Annotated in this window: 20 protein-coding genes; 12 read left to right on the top strand and 8 right to left on the bottom strand. The window is 38.9% G+C overall.

Going from position 1 to position 21,155, the window contains the following annotated elements:
- Window positions 1-4: 4 nt before the first annotated feature.
- Complete coding sequence (locus tag C4F49_RS11760) at window positions 5-412, bottom strand: copper resistance protein NlpE (protein ID WP_196936028.1); 408 nt, start codon at window positions 410-412, stop codon at window positions 5-7.
- Window positions 413-480: 68 nt separating this feature from the next.
- Window positions 481-813, bottom strand: a complete 333-nt coding sequence (locus C4F49_RS11755) for a tetratricopeptide repeat protein (protein ID WP_231388293.1) — start codon at window positions 811-813, stop codon at window positions 481-483.
- A 309-nt stretch (window positions 814-1,122) separates the two neighbouring features.
- Here C4F49_RS11755 and C4F49_RS11750 point away from each other — a divergent pair, with 309 nt between their 5' ends.
- The 4 genes from C4F49_RS11750 to C4F49_RS11735 all read left to right on the top strand — a co-directional run bounded on the left by C4F49_RS11750 (window position 1,123) and on the right by C4F49_RS11735 (window position 4,867).
- Window positions 1,123-1,860, top strand: a complete 738-nt coding sequence (locus C4F49_RS11750) for an electron transfer flavoprotein subunit beta/FixA family protein (RefSeq protein ID WP_196936027.1) — start codon at window positions 1,123-1,125, stop codon at window positions 1,858-1,860.
- Between the two features lie 18 nt (window positions 1,861-1,878).
- Window positions 1,879-2,853 carry an electron transfer flavoprotein subunit alpha/FixB family protein gene (locus C4F49_RS11745; protein ID WP_196936026.1) on the top strand — a complete coding sequence of 325 codons (975 nt, stop codon included), beginning with the start codon at window positions 1,879-1,881 and terminating at the stop codon, window positions 2,851-2,853.
- A gap of 115 nt (window positions 2,854-2,968) precedes the next feature.
- Window positions 2,969-3,598 carry a bifunctional nuclease family protein gene (locus C4F49_RS11740; protein ID WP_196936025.1) on the top strand — a complete coding sequence of 210 codons (630 nt, stop codon included), beginning with the start codon at window positions 2,969-2,971 and terminating at the stop codon, window positions 3,596-3,598.
- A 21-nt stretch (window positions 3,599-3,619) separates the two neighbouring features.
- Window positions 3,620-4,867: a nucleoside permease gene (locus C4F49_RS11735; protein ID WP_196936024.1), complete on the top strand. Its 1,248-nt coding sequence runs from the start codon at window positions 3,620-3,622 to the stop codon at window positions 4,865-4,867.
- 93 nt (window positions 4,868-4,960) lie between these two features.
- Here C4F49_RS11735 and C4F49_RS11730 read toward each other — a convergent pair whose 3' ends face one another.
- From C4F49_RS11730 to C4F49_RS11720, 3 genes are all read right to left on the bottom strand, one after another.
- Complete coding sequence (locus C4F49_RS11730; RefSeq protein WP_196936023.1) at window positions 4,961-5,341, bottom strand: hypothetical protein; 381 nt, start codon at window positions 5,339-5,341, stop codon at window positions 4,961-4,963.
- 79 nt (window positions 5,342-5,420) lie between these two features.
- Window positions 5,421-6,233 (bottom strand): alpha/beta hydrolase, encoded by an 813-nt coding sequence (locus C4F49_RS11725; protein ID WP_196936022.1) that lies wholly within the window; start codon window positions 6,231-6,233, stop codon window positions 5,421-5,423.
- A gap of 230 nt (window positions 6,234-6,463) precedes the next feature.
- Entirely contained in the window at window positions 6,464-6,889 is a 426-nt protein-coding gene (locus tag C4F49_RS11720) for a hypothetical protein (protein WP_196936021.1), read from the bottom strand.
- Between the two features lie 202 nt (window positions 6,890-7,091).
- On the opposite strand from C4F49_RS11720, the gene C4F49_RS11715 reads away from it, so the two are divergent.
- Together C4F49_RS11715 and bla are read left to right on the top strand one after the other, a co-directional pair.
- Window positions 7,092-9,833 carry a DNA gyrase/topoisomerase IV subunit A gene (locus tag C4F49_RS11715; protein ID WP_196936020.1) on the top strand — a complete coding sequence of 914 codons (2,742 nt, stop codon included), beginning with the start codon at window positions 7,092-7,094 and terminating at the stop codon, window positions 9,831-9,833.
- A 13-nt stretch (window positions 9,834-9,846) separates the two neighbouring features.
- Complete coding sequence (bla, locus tag C4F49_RS11710) at window positions 9,847-10,725, top strand: class A beta-lactamase, subclass A2 (protein ID WP_196936019.1); 879 nt, start codon at window positions 9,847-9,849, stop codon at window positions 10,723-10,725.
- 245 nt (window positions 10,726-10,970) lie between these two features.
- On the opposite strand, the gene msrA is transcribed toward bla, so the two are convergent.
- Both msrA and C4F49_RS11700 read right to left on the bottom strand, forming a co-directional pair.
- Window positions 10,971-11,486 carry a peptide-methionine (S)-S-oxide reductase MsrA gene (gene msrA / locus C4F49_RS11705; RefSeq protein WP_196936018.1) on the bottom strand — a complete coding sequence of 172 codons (516 nt, stop codon included), beginning with the start codon at window positions 11,484-11,486 and terminating at the stop codon, window positions 10,971-10,973.
- A 60-nt stretch (window positions 11,487-11,546) separates the two neighbouring features.
- Window positions 11,547-12,578, bottom strand: a complete 1,032-nt coding sequence (locus C4F49_RS11700; RefSeq protein ID WP_196936017.1) for a glycosylasparaginase — start codon at window positions 12,576-12,578, stop codon at window positions 11,547-11,549.
- Between the two features lie 127 nt (window positions 12,579-12,705).
- On the opposite strand from C4F49_RS11700, the gene C4F49_RS11695 reads away from it, so the two are divergent.
- The 6 genes from C4F49_RS11695 to C4F49_RS11680 all read left to right on the top strand — a co-directional run bounded on the left by C4F49_RS11695 (window position 12,706) and on the right by C4F49_RS11680 (window position 19,724).
- Window positions 12,706-13,926, top strand: a complete 1,221-nt coding sequence (locus C4F49_RS11695; RefSeq protein WP_196936016.1) for a C40 family peptidase — start codon at window positions 12,706-12,708, stop codon at window positions 13,924-13,926.
- A gap of 9 nt (window positions 13,927-13,935) precedes the next feature.
- Window positions 13,936-14,982 carry a dipeptide epimerase gene (locus C4F49_RS11690; RefSeq protein WP_196936015.1) on the top strand — a complete coding sequence of 349 codons (1,047 nt, stop codon included), beginning with the start codon at window positions 13,936-13,938 and terminating at the stop codon, window positions 14,980-14,982.
- A 40-nt stretch (window positions 14,983-15,022) separates the two neighbouring features.
- Entirely contained in the window at window positions 15,023-17,395 is a 2,373-nt protein-coding gene (locus C4F49_RS11685; RefSeq protein ID WP_231388292.1) for a SusC/RagA family TonB-linked outer membrane protein, read from the top strand.
- Between the two features lie 91 nt (window positions 17,396-17,486).
- Window positions 17,487-17,633 (top strand): hypothetical protein, encoded by a 147-nt coding sequence (locus C4F49_RS17975; RefSeq protein ID WP_231388291.1) that lies wholly within the window; start codon window positions 17,487-17,489, stop codon window positions 17,631-17,633.
- Window positions 17,582-18,220 (top strand): SusC/RagA family TonB-linked outer membrane protein, encoded by a 639-nt coding sequence (locus C4F49_RS17970; RefSeq protein ID WP_231388290.1) that lies wholly within the window; start codon window positions 17,582-17,584, stop codon window positions 18,218-18,220. Before C4F49_RS17975 ends, C4F49_RS17970 begins: the two co-directional genes overlap by 52 nt.
- Window positions 18,221-18,236: 16 nt before the next feature.
- Entirely contained in the window at window positions 18,237-19,724 is a 1,488-nt protein-coding gene (locus tag C4F49_RS11680; RefSeq protein ID WP_231388289.1) for a RagB/SusD family nutrient uptake outer membrane protein, read from the top strand.
- A 225-nt stretch (window positions 19,725-19,949) separates the two neighbouring features.
- Here C4F49_RS11680 and C4F49_RS11675 read toward each other — a convergent pair whose 3' ends face one another.
- Window positions 19,950-21,137, bottom strand: a complete 1,188-nt coding sequence (locus C4F49_RS11675; protein ID WP_196936013.1) for a hypothetical protein — start codon at window positions 21,135-21,137, stop codon at window positions 19,950-19,952.
- Between the last annotated feature and the right edge of the window lie 18 nt (window positions 21,138-21,155).

Below are 21,155 nucleotides of genomic sequence, written 5' to 3'. Positions count from 1 at the left end.
TTTTCTATAGTTTCTTTAGCTGGTATTTTTCTGCTAATGGCCCAGAAATTTCTTTCCCCGACAAATCTAGTTGTGTAATGAAATTATTACCAATTTTATAGAAATAATCTTCTCCATCCAAAATCAAGATTCCTTTATCCACCTTCCAATTGCCCTTTTTCTCAAACGTTTCGGCACTTTTCCCAGAATAAACATAAGTCATTATGTATGTTTTATCTTGGTTTAAGGTCAATAATGTTGTTATCGCATCGCAATCAGCACAGGGAAGGCTTCCTTCATAAGTGCCGATAAGATTTACAGTTTTAAACGCATTATCCTCATATGCATCCTTTTGGTTGACATTAGACTTGTTATTTAAACATCCAGTGAACGTAAATAAAAGAAGGGATATGACTATTAGTTGTATGCGCATTATAAAATGATATACACTAAGGATACAAAAAAGATACCACGATTGACCTTACAGTGCAGGATTAGCGATTAATAGTCATCATCTTCATCCAATCCAGAGGCTAAATTGTAAGCGCCTTGCAATTCATTCAGCGCATGAAAATTCCGCTTGCTGCGAGCTATTTCTATTCCTTTTTGATAAATAGTTAAGGCATAATCCTTTTCATTTACTTTCTCGAGCAACTTTCCAAAATGATAATACGTGCCTACATAATCTCCATATTCATCCACTAGTTTTTGAAACAAATCTCTTGCTGTATCCAATTCTTCAAGCTTAACGTATTCCATCGTCAGTGCGTAATGTAAAAACGGGTCATTGGGTGTTTCTTCTAAAAACTTATGTATTTCTTCAATCCTATTCATCAATAATCTATTTAGCTTCAAAAATAAGTTTAAACCATCAGCCACGAAAGAAAATATTCCAAAACAACCAATTTACTATGCTAGCATAGAAAATGACAGTGTGTTGACCAATTTGCACAAGCGACGATATTTGAAAATAATTTAAAACAAGAGCGCATTAATAACGTTTATTTATCAAAACAAAAACAGACAACACTATTTATTAAAAATTCGGCAAAAATAAATCAATAGGCTTGATTGGTTTGTTTAAGGTAATTTTTTTTGAAATAAATTTTAAAAATAGTAGGTTTGTTTAAAACGCTAATAATTATGAAAATACTTGTATGTATAAGTAATGTCCCAGACACTACTTCTAAAATAACGTTTACAGATAACAACACCGCATTCAATTCGAATGGAATTCAGTACATTATTAATCCATATGACGAAATTGCATTGGCAAAAGCTGTGGAACTAGCTGAAGGCGGAAACGCATCTGTAACGGTGATTAACGTAGGCGACCAAAGTACAGAACCAACTATAAGAAAAGCTTTGGCAGTTGGTGCTGATGAAGCCGTACGAATTAATGCTGCGCCGAGAGATGCTTGGTTCGTAGCCAATCAAATTGCAAACTACGTGAAAGAAAATCCTGTCGATTTGATTTTGACAGGCCGAGAGTCCATTGATTACAACGGTACTCAAGTTACTGCGATTGTTGCAGAATTATTAAATCTTCCTTCGGTTTCTATTGCTAAAAAATTAACAATAAATAATAACGAGGCGACGATTGAAAGAGAAATAGAAGGCGGAAAAGAAGTCGTGAGCACTTCACTTCCAGTTGTTGTAGGAACTGCCGAAGGTGTGGCAGAGCCAAAGATTCCGAACATGAGAGGGATTATGAGCGCGAGAACAAAACCATTGAATGTAATCGAGCCGATAGACGTTACAGTTTTATCTAAAATCACAGGTTACGAATCACCGACTCCGCGCGGAGCAGTTACATTAGTCGATGCTGGCAATGTAGACGAATTGGTCAATTTATTACACAGCAAGGCAAAAGTTATTTAATTATAATCAGCAAGAAATATGTCAATTCTAGTATATGTCGAAAATATTGAAGGTGATTTCAAAAAATCAGCCTTCGAAGTAGTTTCTTATGCAAAAGCAATCGCCGACCAGACGGGTGATTCGCTAACTGCAATTTCAATCGGTCAAGTCGCTGATGAGAATTTGTCCAAATTAGGCAACTATGGAGCATCCAAAGTGTTGAATGTTCAGAACGAACAGTTAAAAAACTTTGTTAATAAAGCATACGGTTCTATCCTAGCGGAAGCTGCAAAATCAGAACAAGCAAAAGTTGTTGTCTTATCCAATTCCTTTAGCGGAAAAGGATTGGCACCACGCATCGCAACAAAATTGAATGCAGCTTTAGCAGATGGCGCGATTGAGTTACCTGAAATTTCGGGCGATACATTTAAGCTAAAAAAATCTGCTTTCTCGAGCAAAGCGTTCGCCACCGAAGAATTAACCACAGCGGTGAAAGTCATTGCTGTGAATCCGAATTCGTATGAGGTTAAAGAAACTGGCGGTTCAGCAACGATTGAATCGTTTACGCCTAGTTTAAATCAGGATGATTTTTCGGTGATTGTCAAAGAGATTGTTCGTGCTACTGATAAAATTTCTTTGCCGGAGGCTGAAATCGTAGTTTCTGCTGGTCGCGGATTAAAGGGTCCGGAAAACTGGGGAATTATTGAGGAATTAGCGGAGGTTTTGGGCGCTGCTACAGCTTGTTCAAAACCCGTATCCGATGCTGATTGGAGGCCACATTCTGAACACGTAGGCCAAACCGGCATCGTGGTCAGCCCTAACTTATACATTGCAATCGGTATTTCTGGCGCAATCCAGCATTTAGCGGGTGTAAGTTCATCGAAAACGATTGTTGTCATCAACAAAGACCCAGAAGCGCCGTTCTTCAAAGTGGCAGATTATGGAATCGTAGGTGACGCATTTGAGGTGGTTCCAAAATTAACAGAAGCTTTAAAGAAATTTAAGAATAGTTAAAAGAATTAAACTAAACAGTGAATCCAGAAGTGGCCTTAATTTTTAAAAAAATGGTAGGCCACTTTTTTTTTGGCTTTAATATTTACATATTTGTACTATCTTAAGGTCGTTAAGAATGAAGAAAATTAAGCTAAATATCGTTGGAATATCCTACAGCCAAACACAGTCGGGCGCTTATGCCCTGGTTCTAGGAGAAGTGGATGGAAATAGAAGATTGCCAATTATCATCGGTGGTTTTGAAGCGCAAGCCATTGCTATTGAGATAGAAAAAGTAAGTACTAGCCGCCCGCTCACCCACGATTTGTTTAAATCTTTTGCTGATGAATTTAGCATTCGTCTGGAAGAAGTATTGATTTACAATTTAGTGGACGGAATTTTCTTCGCGAAATTGTTGTGCAAAACAACGGAGAAAACGACAGAAATCGACGCAAGAACATCTGATGCCGTTGCTTTAGGCATCCGATTTGGTTGCCCGATTTACACCTATGACTTTATTATGGATGCCGCAGGCATTGTAATCGAGAGCAATGATTTTGCCTTCTTGGAAAACATTGAGAATATTGAATTAAAAAATATTCAGGACGAACCGCAAAAAGAAAAACCGGTAGAAAAGCAAAAAGAAACGTCTGCTTATACATCACTTACGAACGACCAACTTGAAAAAACATTGGACAAGGCATTGGAAAACGAGCAATATGAAGCCGCTGCCAAAATCCGCGATGAAATCGAAAGACGCAAATTATAATATTATTACCTAACATACTTTATGTCTATACAGCTACGTCTGACCATCATGAGCTTCTTGCAATTTTTTGTTTGGGGTGCATGGCTCATTACCATTGGTGTTTATTGGTTTGAAAATAAAATTGGTACTGCTACCGAATTTGGAGCTATTTTTTCGACGATGGGATTGGCGTCGTTAGTGATGCCGACGTTGTCGGGAATTATTGCCGATAAATGGATTAATGCCGAGCGTCTGTACGCCTTGCTTCATTTGTTATATGGGGTTGCATTAGTTTATCTTACCCAAGTGACGGATCCTAATCTGTTTTTCTGGATTATGCTAGCCGCCATGTTTTGCTATATGCCAACCATTGCGCTATCCAACGCCATTGCATATTCTGTCTTGCAGAAAAACAATTTAGATGTCGTAAAATATTATCCTCCGATACGTGTTTGGGGAACGGTAGGTTTTATTGCAGCGATGTGGATTACAAATCTATCCGGAAATAAAGCGACGGAAGGTCAATTTTACATTGCGGCCATTGGTGCATTTGCATTAGGCGCTTATGCTTTAACCTTGCCCGCAAGTCCGCCAATGCGGATCAGCGATAAGAGCAAAAGCTTCTCGGAAGCGATCGGACTGAAAGCGTTCAAGCTTTTTTCTGATTACAAAATGGCGCTTTTCTTTGTATTCTCCATGTTTTTAGGTGCTGCGCTGCAATTAACGAACATGTATGGCGACACTTTTCTATCGCATTTTGGAGAGTACCCAGAATATGCAGACTCATTGATCGTTAAGAATTCAACCATCGTGATGTCGATATCACAGATTTCTGAGACCTTATTTATCTTAGCCATCCCATTCTTTTTAAAGAAATTCGGCATTAAACAAGTGATGCTGATCAGCATGCTGGCTTGGGTGTTGCGCTTCGGATTATTGGCTTATTCCGATCCTGCAGGAGGATTATGGATGATTATTATGTCGTGTATTATTTACGGAATGGCTTTCGACTTCTTTAATATTTCAGGTTCTTTATTCGTAGAAACAAATACCTCCCCTGCTATCCGCTCATCCGCTCAGGGAATGTTTATGATGATGACCAATGGTTTTGGTGCGATATTGGGAAGTTATGCTTCTGGTTATGCCATTGAACATTTCTTAACCGATCCAAATGGAAACATGATGTGGACTGAAATTTGGCTTTGCTTTGCTTTCTACTCCTTAATTATCGCGTTCTTATTCTCATTCTTATTCAAGCATAAGCATACGCGTACAGACGAGATTACATAATTTTAAAACAAATAATTATCTATCCCTCTAGCAAATCTAGGGGGATTTTTTTGTCAAATGCGTTGCAAACGTTATGGAAGTCTTACAGTGACATTATTGTTCGTGTTGTGCACAATAGCCATTCACATTTTTGGTCATGTGCTTGCATCGCTTACCTGTTGACTTTGCAATCGCTTTGCATTGGGTAGCAATTGACTTTATTCCCCTTGCTTCCCCTCGTTTAATTCCGAGCCCGCCACTGCTAGGCGTCGATACAAATCCTGCTTGTTCTTGCTGTTTAGGGTTGCATTGGGAACATGGTGTGAACCCCAATTTTTCTGCATCTACTAATGTCCTTTTATGCGAGACATTCTTTATATGATGGCAAGTAGCGGTATGGTATTTCTTGCCAGAAGGTGTAGTATAAACAGTCTGACCAATACCTTTAAGAGCTACGTTGAATACAAGAAATAGGATGATTGCGTATTTGAGCATTGCTTGCTTTTCAAGTTAAATTTACTGGTTCTTATAGCGCAATTTGTTAATAAGTCAAGTTAGTGCAACCAAAGCTCATTTATTTCGCCAAAAGCCTATCAATCTCCTTAACCAATAAAGGAAAAGCAGGATAAGTCATATTATGTCCATAACCGTCCAATTCCAGCAAAGTCACATCTGTATGGCCAACTAATTTCAACATGCGTGCGAGATACGCATTTTCTTCATAACGCCCAACCATTTCCAATTCCCGATCACCAGTAATCAGCAGGATTGGCGATGCATCTTTCGTAACCCAATACAGCGGAGCTAACGAATCTATCGTCGGTTGGGTTTCTTTCAGCCCAACTTCATTGCGGGCAGTAAAATGCGTAATTGCCTGACTGCTTAACGAAATAATCCCCAAAGCATCTTGGTTCGAAATCTGGTGCTTCTGTAAATATGCTGGATTTAAACCTACCATATTGACCAAATAAGCTCCAGCAGAATGCCCGCTTAAAATGATTTTGTCTTTGCTACCAGCGTAGTTCTCAATATTTTGGAAAGCCCAAGCAATCGCTTGCGCAGCATCTTCGACAATGGTCGCAACTTTGACTTTCGGCGAGAAACGGTAGCCAACTCCAATAATGGTGAGCTCCTTATTTTTCAGATATTCTGGAAGTTCCTTCGCCCCTCCTGTTAAGCCTCCCCCATGGAACCAAATGACTGTAGCTTTTGATTTTTTATTCTCTGGGTAATAAATATCCAGTTTACATTTTTCATTGATATACGAATCGGATGAATTGGGATAGTAAGGAATATCTTTAACTTCCTTGTAAGTAATCTGCTGAGCTACAGCCGTGAAGGAAACAAGGAAAAACAAACAAGAGATAAAGGGTCTAAAAACTTTCATAAATCGTTGGAATAAGTTCAAATCGTTGAATTTTAAAGATACAAAAACTAAAGACTTAACCTATCAATAAAAAAATCTTAACCCATGCTTTATGCAAAAAAAACTGTTGATCAAATAAATATCAAATTACCTCTTAGAAGATTTTGATTGTCGAATATCAAAAATCTTACAGAACTCAAATGACCTTTCTTGACTGAAAGTTAATTTTCGAAAATTCAACGACTAAGATTTTAATAAAAAAAGAAGGTTTCCGTTTCACCCTTTCGCATCCCCGTGAAAGACTTAATTTTATTATTGTGAGTGAGTACGCTCAATAATTTTTCGTTCTTGTAAGAAACAATCATTAAATGATCAAAACCTGACTCATCAGTATCAATATCATAATCGAAATAATCAGTTACTCGAGTTATTTTTATATGTTCAATTGGTTTAATTTTCAAAGTATCTCTTAGATCGTCAAGGACTAAATTTAAATACTCTTTCCTATCTGCTATCTGCAGTGAATCACTGGTTTCAGTTAAAATCAAATACTTGTCGACGACTTCTTCATTACTTCCTTTTTCAATACTAATCAGGAAATTTCGTACTAATGTTTCGTCGCTTTCTTGAAAAGAAGGGGAAAACAATAAACCTAGAATAACAACAATAATTTTCATCGTAAATACATTAATTAACTTAAAGTTATAAAAAAATAACTGACATGTGAATATATTGCACATAAAATTCAGTCAAATTTCTATAGAAGACTTTTAGCTTAACATAGCTCTTGCATTCCTCAAATTCAAAATGCTTTTTGTAAATTTACAAGGGTTGAGCGATCAACCCTTTTTTAGGTAAATTAATACAGCCTTGCAGTAAATGAGCGACGAAACGAATTACACTGACGACAACCAAAATAATTTAATACCACAAGAGAACGAACAAACCAGCAATACCATTCCACTATCGGGATTGTACGAAAACTGGTTTCTGGATTACGCTTCCTACGTAATTCTAGATCGCGCCGTTCCCCATATCAATGATGGATTTAAGCCTGTTCAACGCCGTATTCTTCATTCGCTGAAGGAAATGGATGACGGACGCTACAACAAAGCGGCGAATGTCATTGGTAATACGATGAAATATCATCCGCATGGCGATGCTTCAATCGGCGACGCCATGGTTCAGATCGGTCAGAAAGATTTGCTGATCGATTGCCAAGGAAACTGGGGAGACCCAATTACTGGTGATTCTGCGGCAGCTCCTCGTTACATCGAAGGGCGTTTATCAAAATTCGCTTTAGATGTTGTTTTCAATGCGGACACAACGGAATGGCAATTAAGTTATGATGGTCGGAACAAAGAACCTGTTACGTTGCCCGTTAAATTCCCCCTATTGCTTGCGCAAGGCGCTGAAGGAATTGCCGTGGGTCTAGCGACTAAAATTATGCCCCATAATTTTATTGAACTCATTGAGGGTTCAATTCAGGTTCTGAAAGGCGAACGTCCAAACCTATTGCCTGATTTTCCGACAGGCGGCATGGCCGATGTGTCGAATTATAATGAAGGACAGCGAGGCGGAAAAATTCGCGTTCGCGCAAAAATCGAAGAGCGCGATAAGAAAACCTTAGCCATCACCGAAATTCCTTTTGGTACAACTACTGGCGGTTTAATCGACTCTGTCGTCGCAGCAAACGACAAGGGCAAAATCAAAATCAAAAAAATAGAAGATAATACCGCGGAACACGTAGAGATTATGGTGCATCTCGCGCCAGGAATTTCTCCGGATGTGACGATTGACGCTTTATATGCATTCACGGCTTGTGAATCGTCCATTTCACCGAATACCTGTGTCATCAAGAATAACAAGCCGTACTTTATGTCGGTCAATGATATTCTGATCGAAAACACCAAATTCACCAAAGCGTTGCTTAAACAAGAATTAGAAATTCGATTGCATGAATTGCAAGAGAAGATTTTCTTTAGTTCTTTGCTTAAGATTTTCATTCAAGAAGGCATGTACAAACATGAAGATTATGAAAATGCAGGTGATTTTGAAACTGTTGTTGTAGTCCTAAATCATTTGTTCGAACCTTTTTTCGAACAGTTTTATCGTCCGATCTTGCCGGAAGATTACAAACGATTGATTGACAAACCAATGAGCAGCATCACGCGATTCGACGTAAAGAAAGCGGATGAACAAATGAAAGCCTTGGAAGACGAGATTAAAGTTGTTAAGAAAAATCTTCGTCAGCTAACCGAATATACGATCGAATGGTTTGAATATTTACGCGGAAAATATGCGAAAGGCCGCGAACGTAAGACAGAATTGCGATTATTCGACAAAGTCGAAGCTACCCAGGTTGCTTTAGCAAATGCCAAATTATATGTGAACCGCGTGGACGGATTTATCGGAACTGGAATCAAGAAAGATGAATTTGTTTCAGATTGTTCGGATATCGATGATATCATTGCTTTCAGAAGCGATGGTAAATTTACCGTTGTCAAGATTCAGGATAAGGTGTTTGTTGGAAAAGACATTATTCATGTTGCGGTATTCAAAAAAGGTGACGAGCGAACTGTATATAATGCCATTTACAAAGATGGTGCTTCTGGAACTGCCTACATCAAACGATTCGCGGTGACGGGAATTACCCGCGACAAAGAATATGATTTGACGAAAGGCGGCAAAGGATCTAAAGTCATTTATTTTACAGCGAATCCGAATGGCGAAGCGGAAATCGTTAATATTCAGCTGAAACCTCATGCGAAACTCCGCAAGCTCGCTTTTGACCAAGATTTTGCAGAAATCGCAATTAAAGGCCGAGGTTCTCAAGGAAATATCGTGACAAAATATCCGATCAAAAAAGTCACATTTAAAAGCGCGGGCGTGTCTACACTTTCCGGCAGGAAAATATGGTATGATGATATCCTGAAACGCTTAAACGTTGACGAGCGTGGCAAATTTCTTGGAGAGTTTGATGGAGACGATAAGTTATTAATCGTATTGAAAGATGGAACCTACGAACTTTCATCTTTTGACTTAAACAATCATTTTGATGAAAAAATGATTCGTTTAGAAAAATATTATCCAGAGCAGATTTATAGCGTAATCCATCAAGACGGAAAATCAGGCACATATTATGTGAAACGTTTTAAGTTTGACGATCAGCCGATAGGAAAGCGCGTGAATTTTATCAATGAGGAAGAAGGTTCCAAATTGCTGGTTATTACGAATGCGGATGAGCCGATCGTAAACATTGATTTGCTGAAAGGCAAATCGCAAACAAAAGAAAATGTCGACCAAAATTTAAACGAGCTTATCGATGTGAAAGGCATGAAAGCACAAGGCAATCGCCTTTCCCTTCACACGGTTAGTAAGGTTAAATTAATTTCAGAAGACAAGGATTTAGCTTCTGTGGCAAGTAAAAATCCTGTTCCGGCAGTTGAAGAAATCCAAGAGCCAGCGCCGGTAGACGAAAAGGAAACGAAAACTATCGCAGAAGAAAAGGCTGAAGATAAAAAGACTGAATCTGAGCCTAAAAAAGATGATATCAAACTGGAAATCACCAATCCTGATGATGTTCAGATTGATGACAACGGTCAATTGGGATTATTTTAAAATTTAAAAAAACATGAAATACATTGTAGCCATTATCCTCGTTTTATTCTTTGGAAAATCATTTTCTCAAAACTTAGAAACAAGCATAGAAAACATACTTCGTGATAAAAAAGCGCAAGTGGGGGTTTCGATTTTCCATCTTGAAAGCGGCGAAAAAATCAACCACCATGGCGACAAATTTTACGCGATGCAAAGCGTTTTTAAATATCCGATTGCATTGGTTGTTTTGGACAAAATGCAGAAGGAAAATATCCCTTTAAACCATACATTATTGGTGACAAAAGCCGATTTGCTAGAAAATACATGGAGCCCTTTACGCGATAAATATCCTAACGGAAATAGTGCGGTGACAATGGACGAGCTGCTGAGCGTCATGGTTTCGCGGAGTGACAACAACGCATGCGATATTTTGTTGCGATGGATCGGTGGTCCTGACGTTGCGGAGCAATATTTTGAAAATTTAGGGATTGAAAATCTTAAAATTGTAGCCGACGAAGAAACTATGGGTTCAGATTGGAACATTCAATATTTGAATTATTCATCCCCTAATGACATGAATAATTTACTTCAAAAATCTTTTACGCAACCTTTATTGGCAAATGACTACCAATCGTTTCTTTGGAAAATCATGAAAGAAACGAGCACAGGACTTAACCGCATCAAAGGTTTGTTGCCAAAAAACACTGTTGTTTATCATAAAACCGGAACTTCTGCGGTAACTTCATATGGATTGGCTGGAGCTTTAAACGATGTGGGAATCATTGAGCTTCCGAACAAAAAACACTTAGCAATCAGCATTTTTGTGAATAATTCATTGGAAAACGAAGAGACGAATGACAAAATCATTGCTGAAATCAGCAAAGCGGCTTTCGATTATTTTTTGACAAAATAAGTTAAAATTAAAAAGTAAAAATTAAAAAATTGTGGAAAGACTTTCTGTGTTAAAAAACCACGAAAAACACAAATAGTTGTAAAAATCCTTCGTGTATTCGTGGCATTAAAATCAAAATGAAATTGAGAAAGAAAGTTTTCTAGTTCTTCATTTTTGAATTCTTATATCCTACCTAACCGAAAGTAAAAGAACAAAAAAACCTCAAGAAAATTTCATGAGGTTTAAATAAAGTTACAAGTATATTTTTATTTCTTATAATCCTTTAAAAACTTATTCAGTTTCGGAGCAACAACAGCTGCACAATATTGATTTTGGGGATTTCGATTGAAATAGTTGACGTGATAATCTTCAGCTTCCCAAAATTTATCGGCAGGTTCCACAGCCGTTACGATATTCTCTTCATAAATTTCAGCCTCTTCCAACATTGTAATAAACTCATCGGCTAACAAACGCTGTTCCTCATTATGGTAAAAAATAACAGAACGATATTGCGTTCCAACGTCAGCTCCCTGTCGATTTAAAGTTGTTGGATTATGCGTCTTGAAGAATATCGAAAGCAATTCTCGAAAACTTACTTTCTCTTCATCGTACTCAATATCAATCACCTCTACATGCCCGGTAGCTCCCGAACAAACCTGTTCGTATGTAGGATTTTCTCTTGTTCCGCCCATGTATCCCGGCAAAACAGAAGTTACACCTTCTACTTGCTGAAAAATTACTTCTGTACACCAGAAGCACCCACCTCCAAATGTTGCTTTCATAGTTTAAATTTAAGTAGATAAAACTTCAAAACTAACTCGTAATTGTCATATTTTAAATAATTATTGGTAAATATGTTTTCCCTTTACTAATAAATCTTGTTTTTCAGAATTGCAAAGCGCATAACTAAATCCCTTTTGCAATGCGTATGAACCGTATTCGCCGTTTTTATTCAGAGCCAAAAATCCGACTTGAATTTCCTTTGCCGTCTCCGGCTTCTTTTTGATAATCCTATTCACAGCCTCTTTACAAGCCGCTTCTGGCGAATAGCCCTGACGCATTAATTCAACCACAAGAAAACTTCCAACCGTGCGAATTACTTCCTCTCCCACTCCTGTCGAAGTCGCACCGCCGATTTCGTTATCCACATACAGTCCGGCTCCAATAATCGGGCTATCCCCGACGCGACCGTGCATTTTAAACGCCATTCCGCTTGTCGTACACGCACCAGAAAGATTTCCTGCAGCATCTAAGGCAAGCATGCCAATGGTATCATGATTGTATTGATTTCCCGGCAAGCGCTCTGTAGAAAACGATTTGTTTTCAATATTCATGACAGGTTTATAATTCTTCTCCTTTAACCATTCTTTCCATGCTTTTTCGGATGATGGAATCAATAAATTATCTTCCGAAAAACCATTTTGCAAAGCAAATTGCAAAGCACCATCACCGACCAGCATCACATGTGGTGTTTTTTCCATAACCATTCTAGCTACTGAAATCGGATGTGCGATATTTTGCAGAAAAGCGACAGAGCCACAATTTCCAAACTCGTCCATAATACAAGCGTCCAAGGTCACAAATCCATCTCTGTCAGGATAACCGCCTTTGCCAACCGTCGGATTATTTAAATCGGCTTCTGCAACTTTAACGCCTTGCTCTACCGCATCCAGCGCACGTCCATTCGCACTTAAAACTTTCCAAGCTTCTTTGTTGGCAGCTATACCGAAATCCCATGTCGAAATTACAATAGGCTTTCCCTTCACAGCCGCCGGCTTGGAAGCGGTCATCGCCGAAATAGAACCAATCGCTGTCGCTCCAAGTATACTTTGCTTAATAAAATTCCTCCTGGAATTTGTGTTATCCGTATTCATAAAACAAGTATACAAAATTACCATGAAATCTTGATATGCGTTTTTTTTCACGTTTGTATTAAGAACATGTAAAATAAATTGCGAATTTGACTCATTAATGTTAAATTAGAATAAATATTTAATCAAAATGACCCTTTACAAAAAAATTCTGCCCGTTGTTGTGCTTTTTTTGACCATAAACCACAGCTGTTATTCCCAACAGGATTCCTCGACATACAGAAAGATTGTTCAGTCTATTGAAAGTGCAAGAAAAATCTATGCTCCCGATAAAAGAACGAAGTTAATTGAGCTAAAACACGCAGATATTATCCAAAAAAAATATAGCATACAAACCACAGAATCAATTGCCACGGAATACCTGCAAAAAGAGTTTAAGCAACAAGGAATCGAGGTGGAATTTATTCAATTGCCGGATGAAACCGTCGGAGATACAAAAATAGGTGTCGTGAATTTGTCGGTCGCTAATTTGAGAACACAGCCAAGCCATTCAGCAGAAATGGCTACGCAAGTTTTATTGGGCACTCGAGTAGATATTTTACAGAAATCTGGCGGTGATTTTCGTGTCCGAACTCCAGAAGGATACATCGCTTGGGTTCCGACTTCATCTATCAGCCCGATGAATCAGCAAGATTTTGAATTATGGAACAAAAGAGAAAAAGTAATTTATACCGAAGAGTTTGGAAAGTCGCTTTCCCAAGCGGCAGTAAATAGCTTACGAGTTACGGATTTAGTGTATGGCGATATCCTGGCTCTTGACAAAAGAGCTGGCGATTATGTGCAGGTTTCTTACCCAGACAACCGCAAGGCCTATATTCCAGCTTCTGAAGTAGAACCTTTTGACGAATGGCTGTCCTCGAGAAACCCAACTGCGGATAACATTCTGGCAAGTGCAAAAACCATGATGGGTCTTCCTTATTTGTGGGGAGGAACTTCGGTCAAAGGAGTGGATTGCAGCGGTTTTACCAAAACATCCTATTTTATGAACGGCTACATTATTCCTAGAGATGCCTCACAGCAAGTATTAGCCGGAGAAAAAATTGATATTCTGGATGAGAATGGAGATTTTGATTCAGCAAAAGCATTGAAAAATCTCAAACCTGCTGACCTTTTATTCTTTGCGATGAGCAAAGGCACAAGAGAAAACCCAAGAGTCACCCACGTCGCGCTCTATCTTGGAAATGGAGAATTTATCCACGCCGCAGGAACGGTCAGAATCAACAGCATGCTCAGAGACGCAAAAAACTATGACGATTTCCAGACCAGAACAGTCGTGGCAGCCAGAAGATATTTGGGTTCTGGTGACTCGCAAATCCAAGAAATCGCTAAAAGCAACTACTACACAAACTAAGAACAGAACATGAATAATTGGGTAACCAGAAGTTTCGGAAAATTTAAATTAAGCTATCGCCCTTATACCTTAGAAATGCGCCATGTTTTTACGGTCGCCTCCTTCAGCCGTACAACGACGCCGGTTATTTTAACAAAGCTAGAATTTGAAGGAATCACTGGCTATGGCGAAGCCAGCATGCCCCCCTATCTAGGAGAGTCGCAAGAAAGTGTTATCAATTTCTTAAATCTAATCGACTTATCGAATTTTAATTCTCCTTTTGAAACAGCAGACTTGTTGCACTACATCGACGGCTTAGCCGATAAAAATACCGCAGCAAAAGCCGCCGTTGACATTGCTCTTCATGATTTATTAGGAAAAATCATGCAACAGCCATTCTACAAAATCTGGGGATTAAATCCGAAAGGCATCCCTCCTACTTCCTTCACGATTGGTATCGATTCGGAAGAAATGATTCGCAAAAAGGTAAAAGAAGCAAACGAATTTAAAATCCTGAAAGTCAAATTAGGATTGGATACAGATAAAATGATTATTGAAACCATCCGTTCGGAAACAGATGTTCCTTTATGTGCAGACATCAACCAAGGTTGGAAAAATAAAGAACAAGCGCTGGAGATGGCACACTGGCTGGCAGAAAAAAATGTTGTTTTCTTAGAACAGCCGATGCCGAAAGAACAAGTTGACGATAATGCTTGGCTGACCGCACATTCTCCGATTCCGACAATCGCAGACGAAGCTTGTCAGCGATTGAAGGATGTTCCAGCTCTGAGGGGAGTTTATACCGGAATTAATATTAAACTGATGAAATGCACAGGTATGCGCGAGGCGAAACAGATGGCTGAGTTAGCGCGCTCGCTGGACATGAAAGTGATGCTGGGTTGCATGACCGAAACCTCATGTGCAATTTCTGCCGCAGCTCAATTGGCGCCTTTGGTCGATTGGGCAGATTTGGATGGAGCTTTATTGATTGGAAATGATATTTATACAGGAATGACCGTGAAAAATGGGGAATGCGTTCTTTCTGAAAAAGCTGGAATAGGAATACAAGAATTATAAATTAACCTTATACAAAACTTTTTTTATTAACCACCAAAGTATGAAACATCAATTAATCACAACTTTATGTGTGATGGCTTGCAGTACTTTTCAAGTCGTCAACGCGCAACAAATTTCGATAGCCGGCAAAATCACCGATTCGAATGGAAATGCCCTGCCGGGAATATCCATCCGAGTAAAGGGGTCAAATTCTGGCGGAACAACAAATCAGAGCGGCTTATTTACATTAAACGCTGATCAAAATGCGACTCTTTTGATTTCCGCAATTGGCTATCAATCCCAAGAAATTGCTGTTAGCCAGCGGAAAACAATTAATGTAACTTTATTAGCGGACGATGCATCTATTGATGAAGTTATTGTTGTCGCCTATGGTACCTCGACCAAAGGTACATTTACTGGTTCGGCTTCGACGGTAAAGGCAGAGGACCTGGAGAAGCAACCGATTACCTCTTTTGAAAAGGCTTTGGCCGGCCGCATTCCTGGATTGCAGGTTTCGACTACCTCGGGGCAAGCTGGAGCAACTCCATCCATAAGGATTCGAGGAATTGGGTCAATGAATGCTTCAAATGAACCTTTGTATGTTATCGATGGAGTCCCTGTAGTATCGGGGGATGTATCTCAATTATCTGGCTATCTAGCAAATAGCAACAATGTAATGAGTACATTAAACCCAAATGACATCGAATCGATTACGGTATTAAAAGATGCCGCAGCATCTTCTTTGTACGGTTCACGTGCGGCAAATGGAGTCGTTATCATCACGACGAAGAAGGGAAAATCAGGAAGTCCAAAAATCAATTTCAAAAGTTCTCTCGCAATCAGTCCTGACTGGGCAACGGATAATTATGAAAAAGGATCTGTTCAAGAACAAGTAAATATGCTCTACAGCATTTTATACGATTCTAGAATTGCAGCTGGTCAAACTCCAGAATTGGCCAACCAAAATACTTTGCGAAGATTGAACTCACTCAATTGGAGCACCGGCGCACCTACCACATCCTATGGTTTTGGAATACATGGCTACGAATTTTCTACGACAGGCACGTCGATGTGGGAAAACGTAACGATTACCGGAAAAACTGATGGGGTCGAAAACCGGGATGGAAGATACTACGATTGGGATAAAGTGTTGTTCAGGACTGGAATTTTTAACAACAATGACATTTCACTTAGCGGCGCGACAGAAAATTCAAATTATTTCAGCTCCATAGGGTATACCAAAGATAAAAGCAGGGCTGTTTTAAACGATTATGACCGTATCAATGGGCGAATTAACTTTACGCAAAGGATAGGAACTATCGCCGAATTTAATGCAAACGTCAATTTAGCGCAAACGGGCTTAAATGGACTAAACGATACACGAAACACGAGCACAAGTTATTTATACCAAAGCCGCAATTTGTTCTGGCCGCTCTATTGGCCAACAGATTACAAAACTGGAGAGGTGTGGACTGCCCGATACGGAAGTTTCGCACAAAACCAAGTCTATTACAACAATGAATGGGAAAACTCTTCGAAAACGCGAAGAATACAAGCGGTTCCTTCACTAAAAATCAATATCCTCCCAGAGTTAAACGTGAAAACGATTTTCTCATACGACAATACAGAAACAAGAGACCATCTCTATTACAGCGCCAAACATTATACGGGAGCAACTACGAATGGCTCGGTCAACGAGATGTCGACCAATTATGAGCGGTATGTTTCATCCACAACGGCAAACTTTGCTAAAACATTTGGTTTGCATAATTTGAACCTTTTAGCCGGTTTCGAAGCTGAGAAAAACACCATCGACTACATGAGATCTTCGGGAACAGATTTACCTAGCTCAGGCCTTCATACCGTTGCTACGGCTGGAAAATTAGATGCAACTGCCTACAGCTGGGGAAATAGTATGCTGTCAGTTTTATCAAGAGCAGAATATAATTTCGATGAAAAATATTTCGCATCAGCATCTTTCAGAAGAGATGGTTCTTCAAAACTAGGGCCGGACGTGCGATGGGGCAATTTCTGGTCATTGGCCGGAGCTTGGAATCTAGCCAACGAATCGTTTATACAACAAGTTCCCGAAATAAACGCATTGCGGCTTAGAGCTTCTTACGGTGTGAACGGAACATTGCCAACAGATAATTTCGCATGGCGACCTTTGGTTACCTATTCCAACAAATACATGGAACAAGCCGGCGGAGGATTATCCAATTCACCTAATCCAAATTTAAAATGGGAGTTGAATTACACAACAAACTTGGCTTTAGAATTTGGATTGTTTGACAACAAATTATTCGGTACTGTGGAGTTTTACAACCGGACATCCAAAGATTTAATCCAGAATGTACCTCAATCTATGATAACAGGTTTCAGCACTTCAGTTAAAAATGTTGGATCGATAAACAACAAAGGCATTGAACTTTAATTAGGTTCTGACATCATCAAAAATGAAAATTTAAAATGGACTTTAAGCATCAATGGTTCAACCATAAGGTCGAAAGTCATCTCATTAAATGATGGCGAAGATATTATTTGGAACGACCCAACAGGAGGCGACGCTAGAACGCGATTTATTTACAGAGAAGGGGAATCAACATTGGCTTTTTACGGTTTGGAATGGGCAGGAACTGACCAAACAAATGGTAGGAACGTCTGGTATGTAAATGACAGCAATAGTCCAGGAGGAGATTTTGAATTTAATGGCAGAGGGGCTACATATGATTATACCAAAGCGCAGCGCAAAATAATCGGCGACGGGATTCCAAATTTTTATGGTGGTATTAATTCCAATCTAGATTACAAAAGCTTTTCGCTAGCCTTAAATTTCAACTACAAAATTGGAGGAAAGCTATACGATGCAGCAATCAAGGATGTGGCGGATGACGGTTATTATTGGGAAAGAATTCATTCACAATATTTCATTGATGAATCATGGTCACCTTCAAATCCAACAGGCACATTACCTGTCGTTTCTGGACGTGATTTAGAAGATGTGAATCAAATAAGCAGCAGGCATTTGTACGATGCAAGTTTCTTGAGATTAAAAAACGTGTCATTAACGTATCGAATTCCTAACGAGATATTAAACAGAATAAGGATTAGCAACGCTTCCATTTTCTTTAACGGAAGCAATTTATTGACTTTCAGCAAATATAAAATAGCTGACCCGGAAGTAAATCAATACAGCACTAGAGGATGGGAAATTCCTATTGCTAAAACCTACACGTTCGGAATTGACTTTAGTTTTTAATTTAAAATATAAAATGATGAAAAATATACTATATACGTCATGCATATTCATTGCATTTTGTTTTACATCATGCAAGGATTTTTTAGATTATCCACCAACGAATTCAGGTGATGCGGAAACTGCTATACAGACTGCTGCGGATGCACAGGTGATTATGCGAGGCATCATGAGAAAAATGAGCAGCGGAGATTATTATGGACGAAATTTTCCATTATACGGAGATACGAAAGGTGGCGATATCACCATCATTGCTCAAGGTAGAGGATATGATTATCTTTACGTGTTTAACCATAGCGAATCATCGAATAGCTATTCTTCTATTTGGTCGCAGGGATACCACTGTCTAGCCGATATCAATAATTTATTAGCTTCAATTGAAAAAATCAAGGCAGCCGGAAGTACAGAAAACTTTGACAATTTCGTCGGGCAAGCGCTTACCGCCAGAGCTTTAATTTATTTTGATTTAGTTCGACTTTATGGCGAGCCATATAATGAAAACAAATCTTCTTACGGTGTACCCATTACATTGAGTTTGCTAAATGCTGAAGATAATTTGCTTCGCAATACCGTTGAGGAAAATTACACTCAAATTCTGAAAGACTTAAAAGATGCAGAAACGTTAATCGTTAAACCAACGAACGCGGCCACATTGACTTCGTCAAGAGGATTTCTAAACTATTATGCCAATAAGGCCATCCAAGCTAGGGTCTACTTATACATGGAAGATTTTCCAAGTGCCCTATCAGCTGCTGAAGAAGTAATCAATTCGAATCTATACACGCTGTACAGCAATGATAATTGGGTTTCATCTTGGGCATCTGAATTTGGAACAGAATCAATCTTTGAGTTAGGCATTTATGCCAATGAGGGTGATTTAAACACGACTTCTTTAGGTGCATATTATCGACGCAGAGCGCATGGAAGTTCAAGTTTTTTAGGAAATTTCACGGCAAGCGATTACTATCTTGCTCGATTAAATGAAGTTTCAGTTGATGTGCGCATGGGCGTTATGGCCGCTGATGAAACCTCTTCAACTCGTCTGGGAGCAAGCTATAAATACAGCGGAAGTACAGCTTTGGCCGGAGACAAAAAAACGACCAATAGTACAGCCGTGAATATTAAAGTAGTCCGGCTTTCAGAAATCTATTTAATTGCAGCGGAAGCGGCGTTCAGGCAACCAAGCGTTGACTTAACAAAAACGGTCACCTATCTTAATGCCATCAGAAAAAGAGCAGTTTCTTTAGCTCCTGCAACAACCGCTACCGTTAGCTTGGATATGATTGCGAATGAAAGAAGCAAAGAATTATTTACTGAAGGACATCGCTATTTTGATATGATCAGATGGAATAAAACAATTGAATTCAATGATGAGTTCGGAGATATTTCAACAATCCATCGCGAAAAAACAATCGATAGAACCTTCTTTAAAACAATCCTTCCAATTCCTTTAGCAGAAATAAATGCTAATCCTGAAATTGGAAATCAACAAAATACTGGATATTAAAAAGCTAAGCAGAGGCTGAAAAAATCAGTCTCTGCTTTCTTATATCGCCCAAAACGATAACTTAACTTGTGCCTATCGGCAAATTTTCGGGCAGGGTTTGTTATCAAGACTTAAATCAGATTTGATTAGTAGAATCATAACCATCACGATTTTGCAGAAATATTTGAAACAAAAAAAAAGCCGCTCTTTGCAGAGCGGCTTTCACAGTATATATTTTTTTTAAAATTACAAACCTACAGTCCAACCAGCAGTCCAAGTTGGAACACCAGCTCCATTACCTGCACCTGTTGCTGAAGCATTTTCCGTGTATACAGCAGCTAAATCTGTAGTAACACCAGCAGAAGTTTTACCTGTTGCTTTTGTTGTTACTTGATCAAATCTTACGTTCGTTACTTTTAAACTTCCAGCAGCAACATTCACTAATGTAACATCATTTTCAACATCAATACCAACTTTCCATTTGCTTAATACAACGTTATCTAAGATACCTTTTGTACCAACTCTAAGCTTAATCCCTTGAGGCTCTGGATCTGTATCCAAATTACCGATTAATGTGATGTTTCTAATTGTTGGATTAGAGTATGGAGCCGCTGTTTGATTATCTGAATTGTTATCCGCTTCAATACCTCTATTTCCTGCATTTTTCTTAACACCGTACCAATATTCGCCAGTTCCAACCCAGCCTTCAGTCCAGTCAAACATATCATCACCTACCGCAGAAGCAGCATTGTTAACTACTAAATATTTAGCATTTACAGTTCCACCAAACCATTCAAATCCATCATCAGAACCTTCATAAGCTTGAACATATTCAATTGTAGTTCCATTACCTACACCAAATAATGACAAACCGTTAAATTCCTTTGTAGAACTATATCTGTAACCAGAATACTCAATACGCAAGTATTTAATCGAACCAGAGTTATCATCAGCAACTGTTCCACCATAAGTAAGATCAGACACCTCTGCAACTCCTGTAGTACCTTTGTTGATTGGAGCCTTTCCACAAATTACTAAACCACCCCAAGATTCAGGAGCTTTTACATCAGCAGTCATAATCACAGGATTTGTAGACGTTCCTTCTACAAAAATCTGTGCACCTTGTGAAACAGCAATATAACGAATTGATTCTCCCGTCGCTCCTGCTACTGCAGTTGCTTCAATCTTAGCACCCGCTTTGATGCGCAATTTAGCTCCGTTATTTACTTGAAGTTTACCCGTTAATTTATAAGTTCCTGGTTCCAAAACAACTTCTCCGTCATTGATGTTACCTTTTAAATCAGAAGGATTTAAAACAAACGTAGATGTAGGCTCTTCGATGATTGGATCTGTACCCGAATCCGTACAAGATGATGCCAAAACAGCCATTGATAACACAGCCATTCCCAAAGTTTTTTTAATTGAATTTTTCATTTTGTTTTTATTAGATTA

Origin of the sequence: Sphingobacterium hungaricum (genome assembly GCF_015210005.1) — a bacterium.
GTDB classification, from domain to species: domain Bacteria; phylum Bacteroidota; class Bacteroidia; order Sphingobacteriales; family Sphingobacteriaceae; genus Sphingobacterium; species Sphingobacterium hungaricum.
Note: the sequence above shows the minus strand (reverse complement) of the source record. Positions and strands in the feature narration are given on the sequence as shown.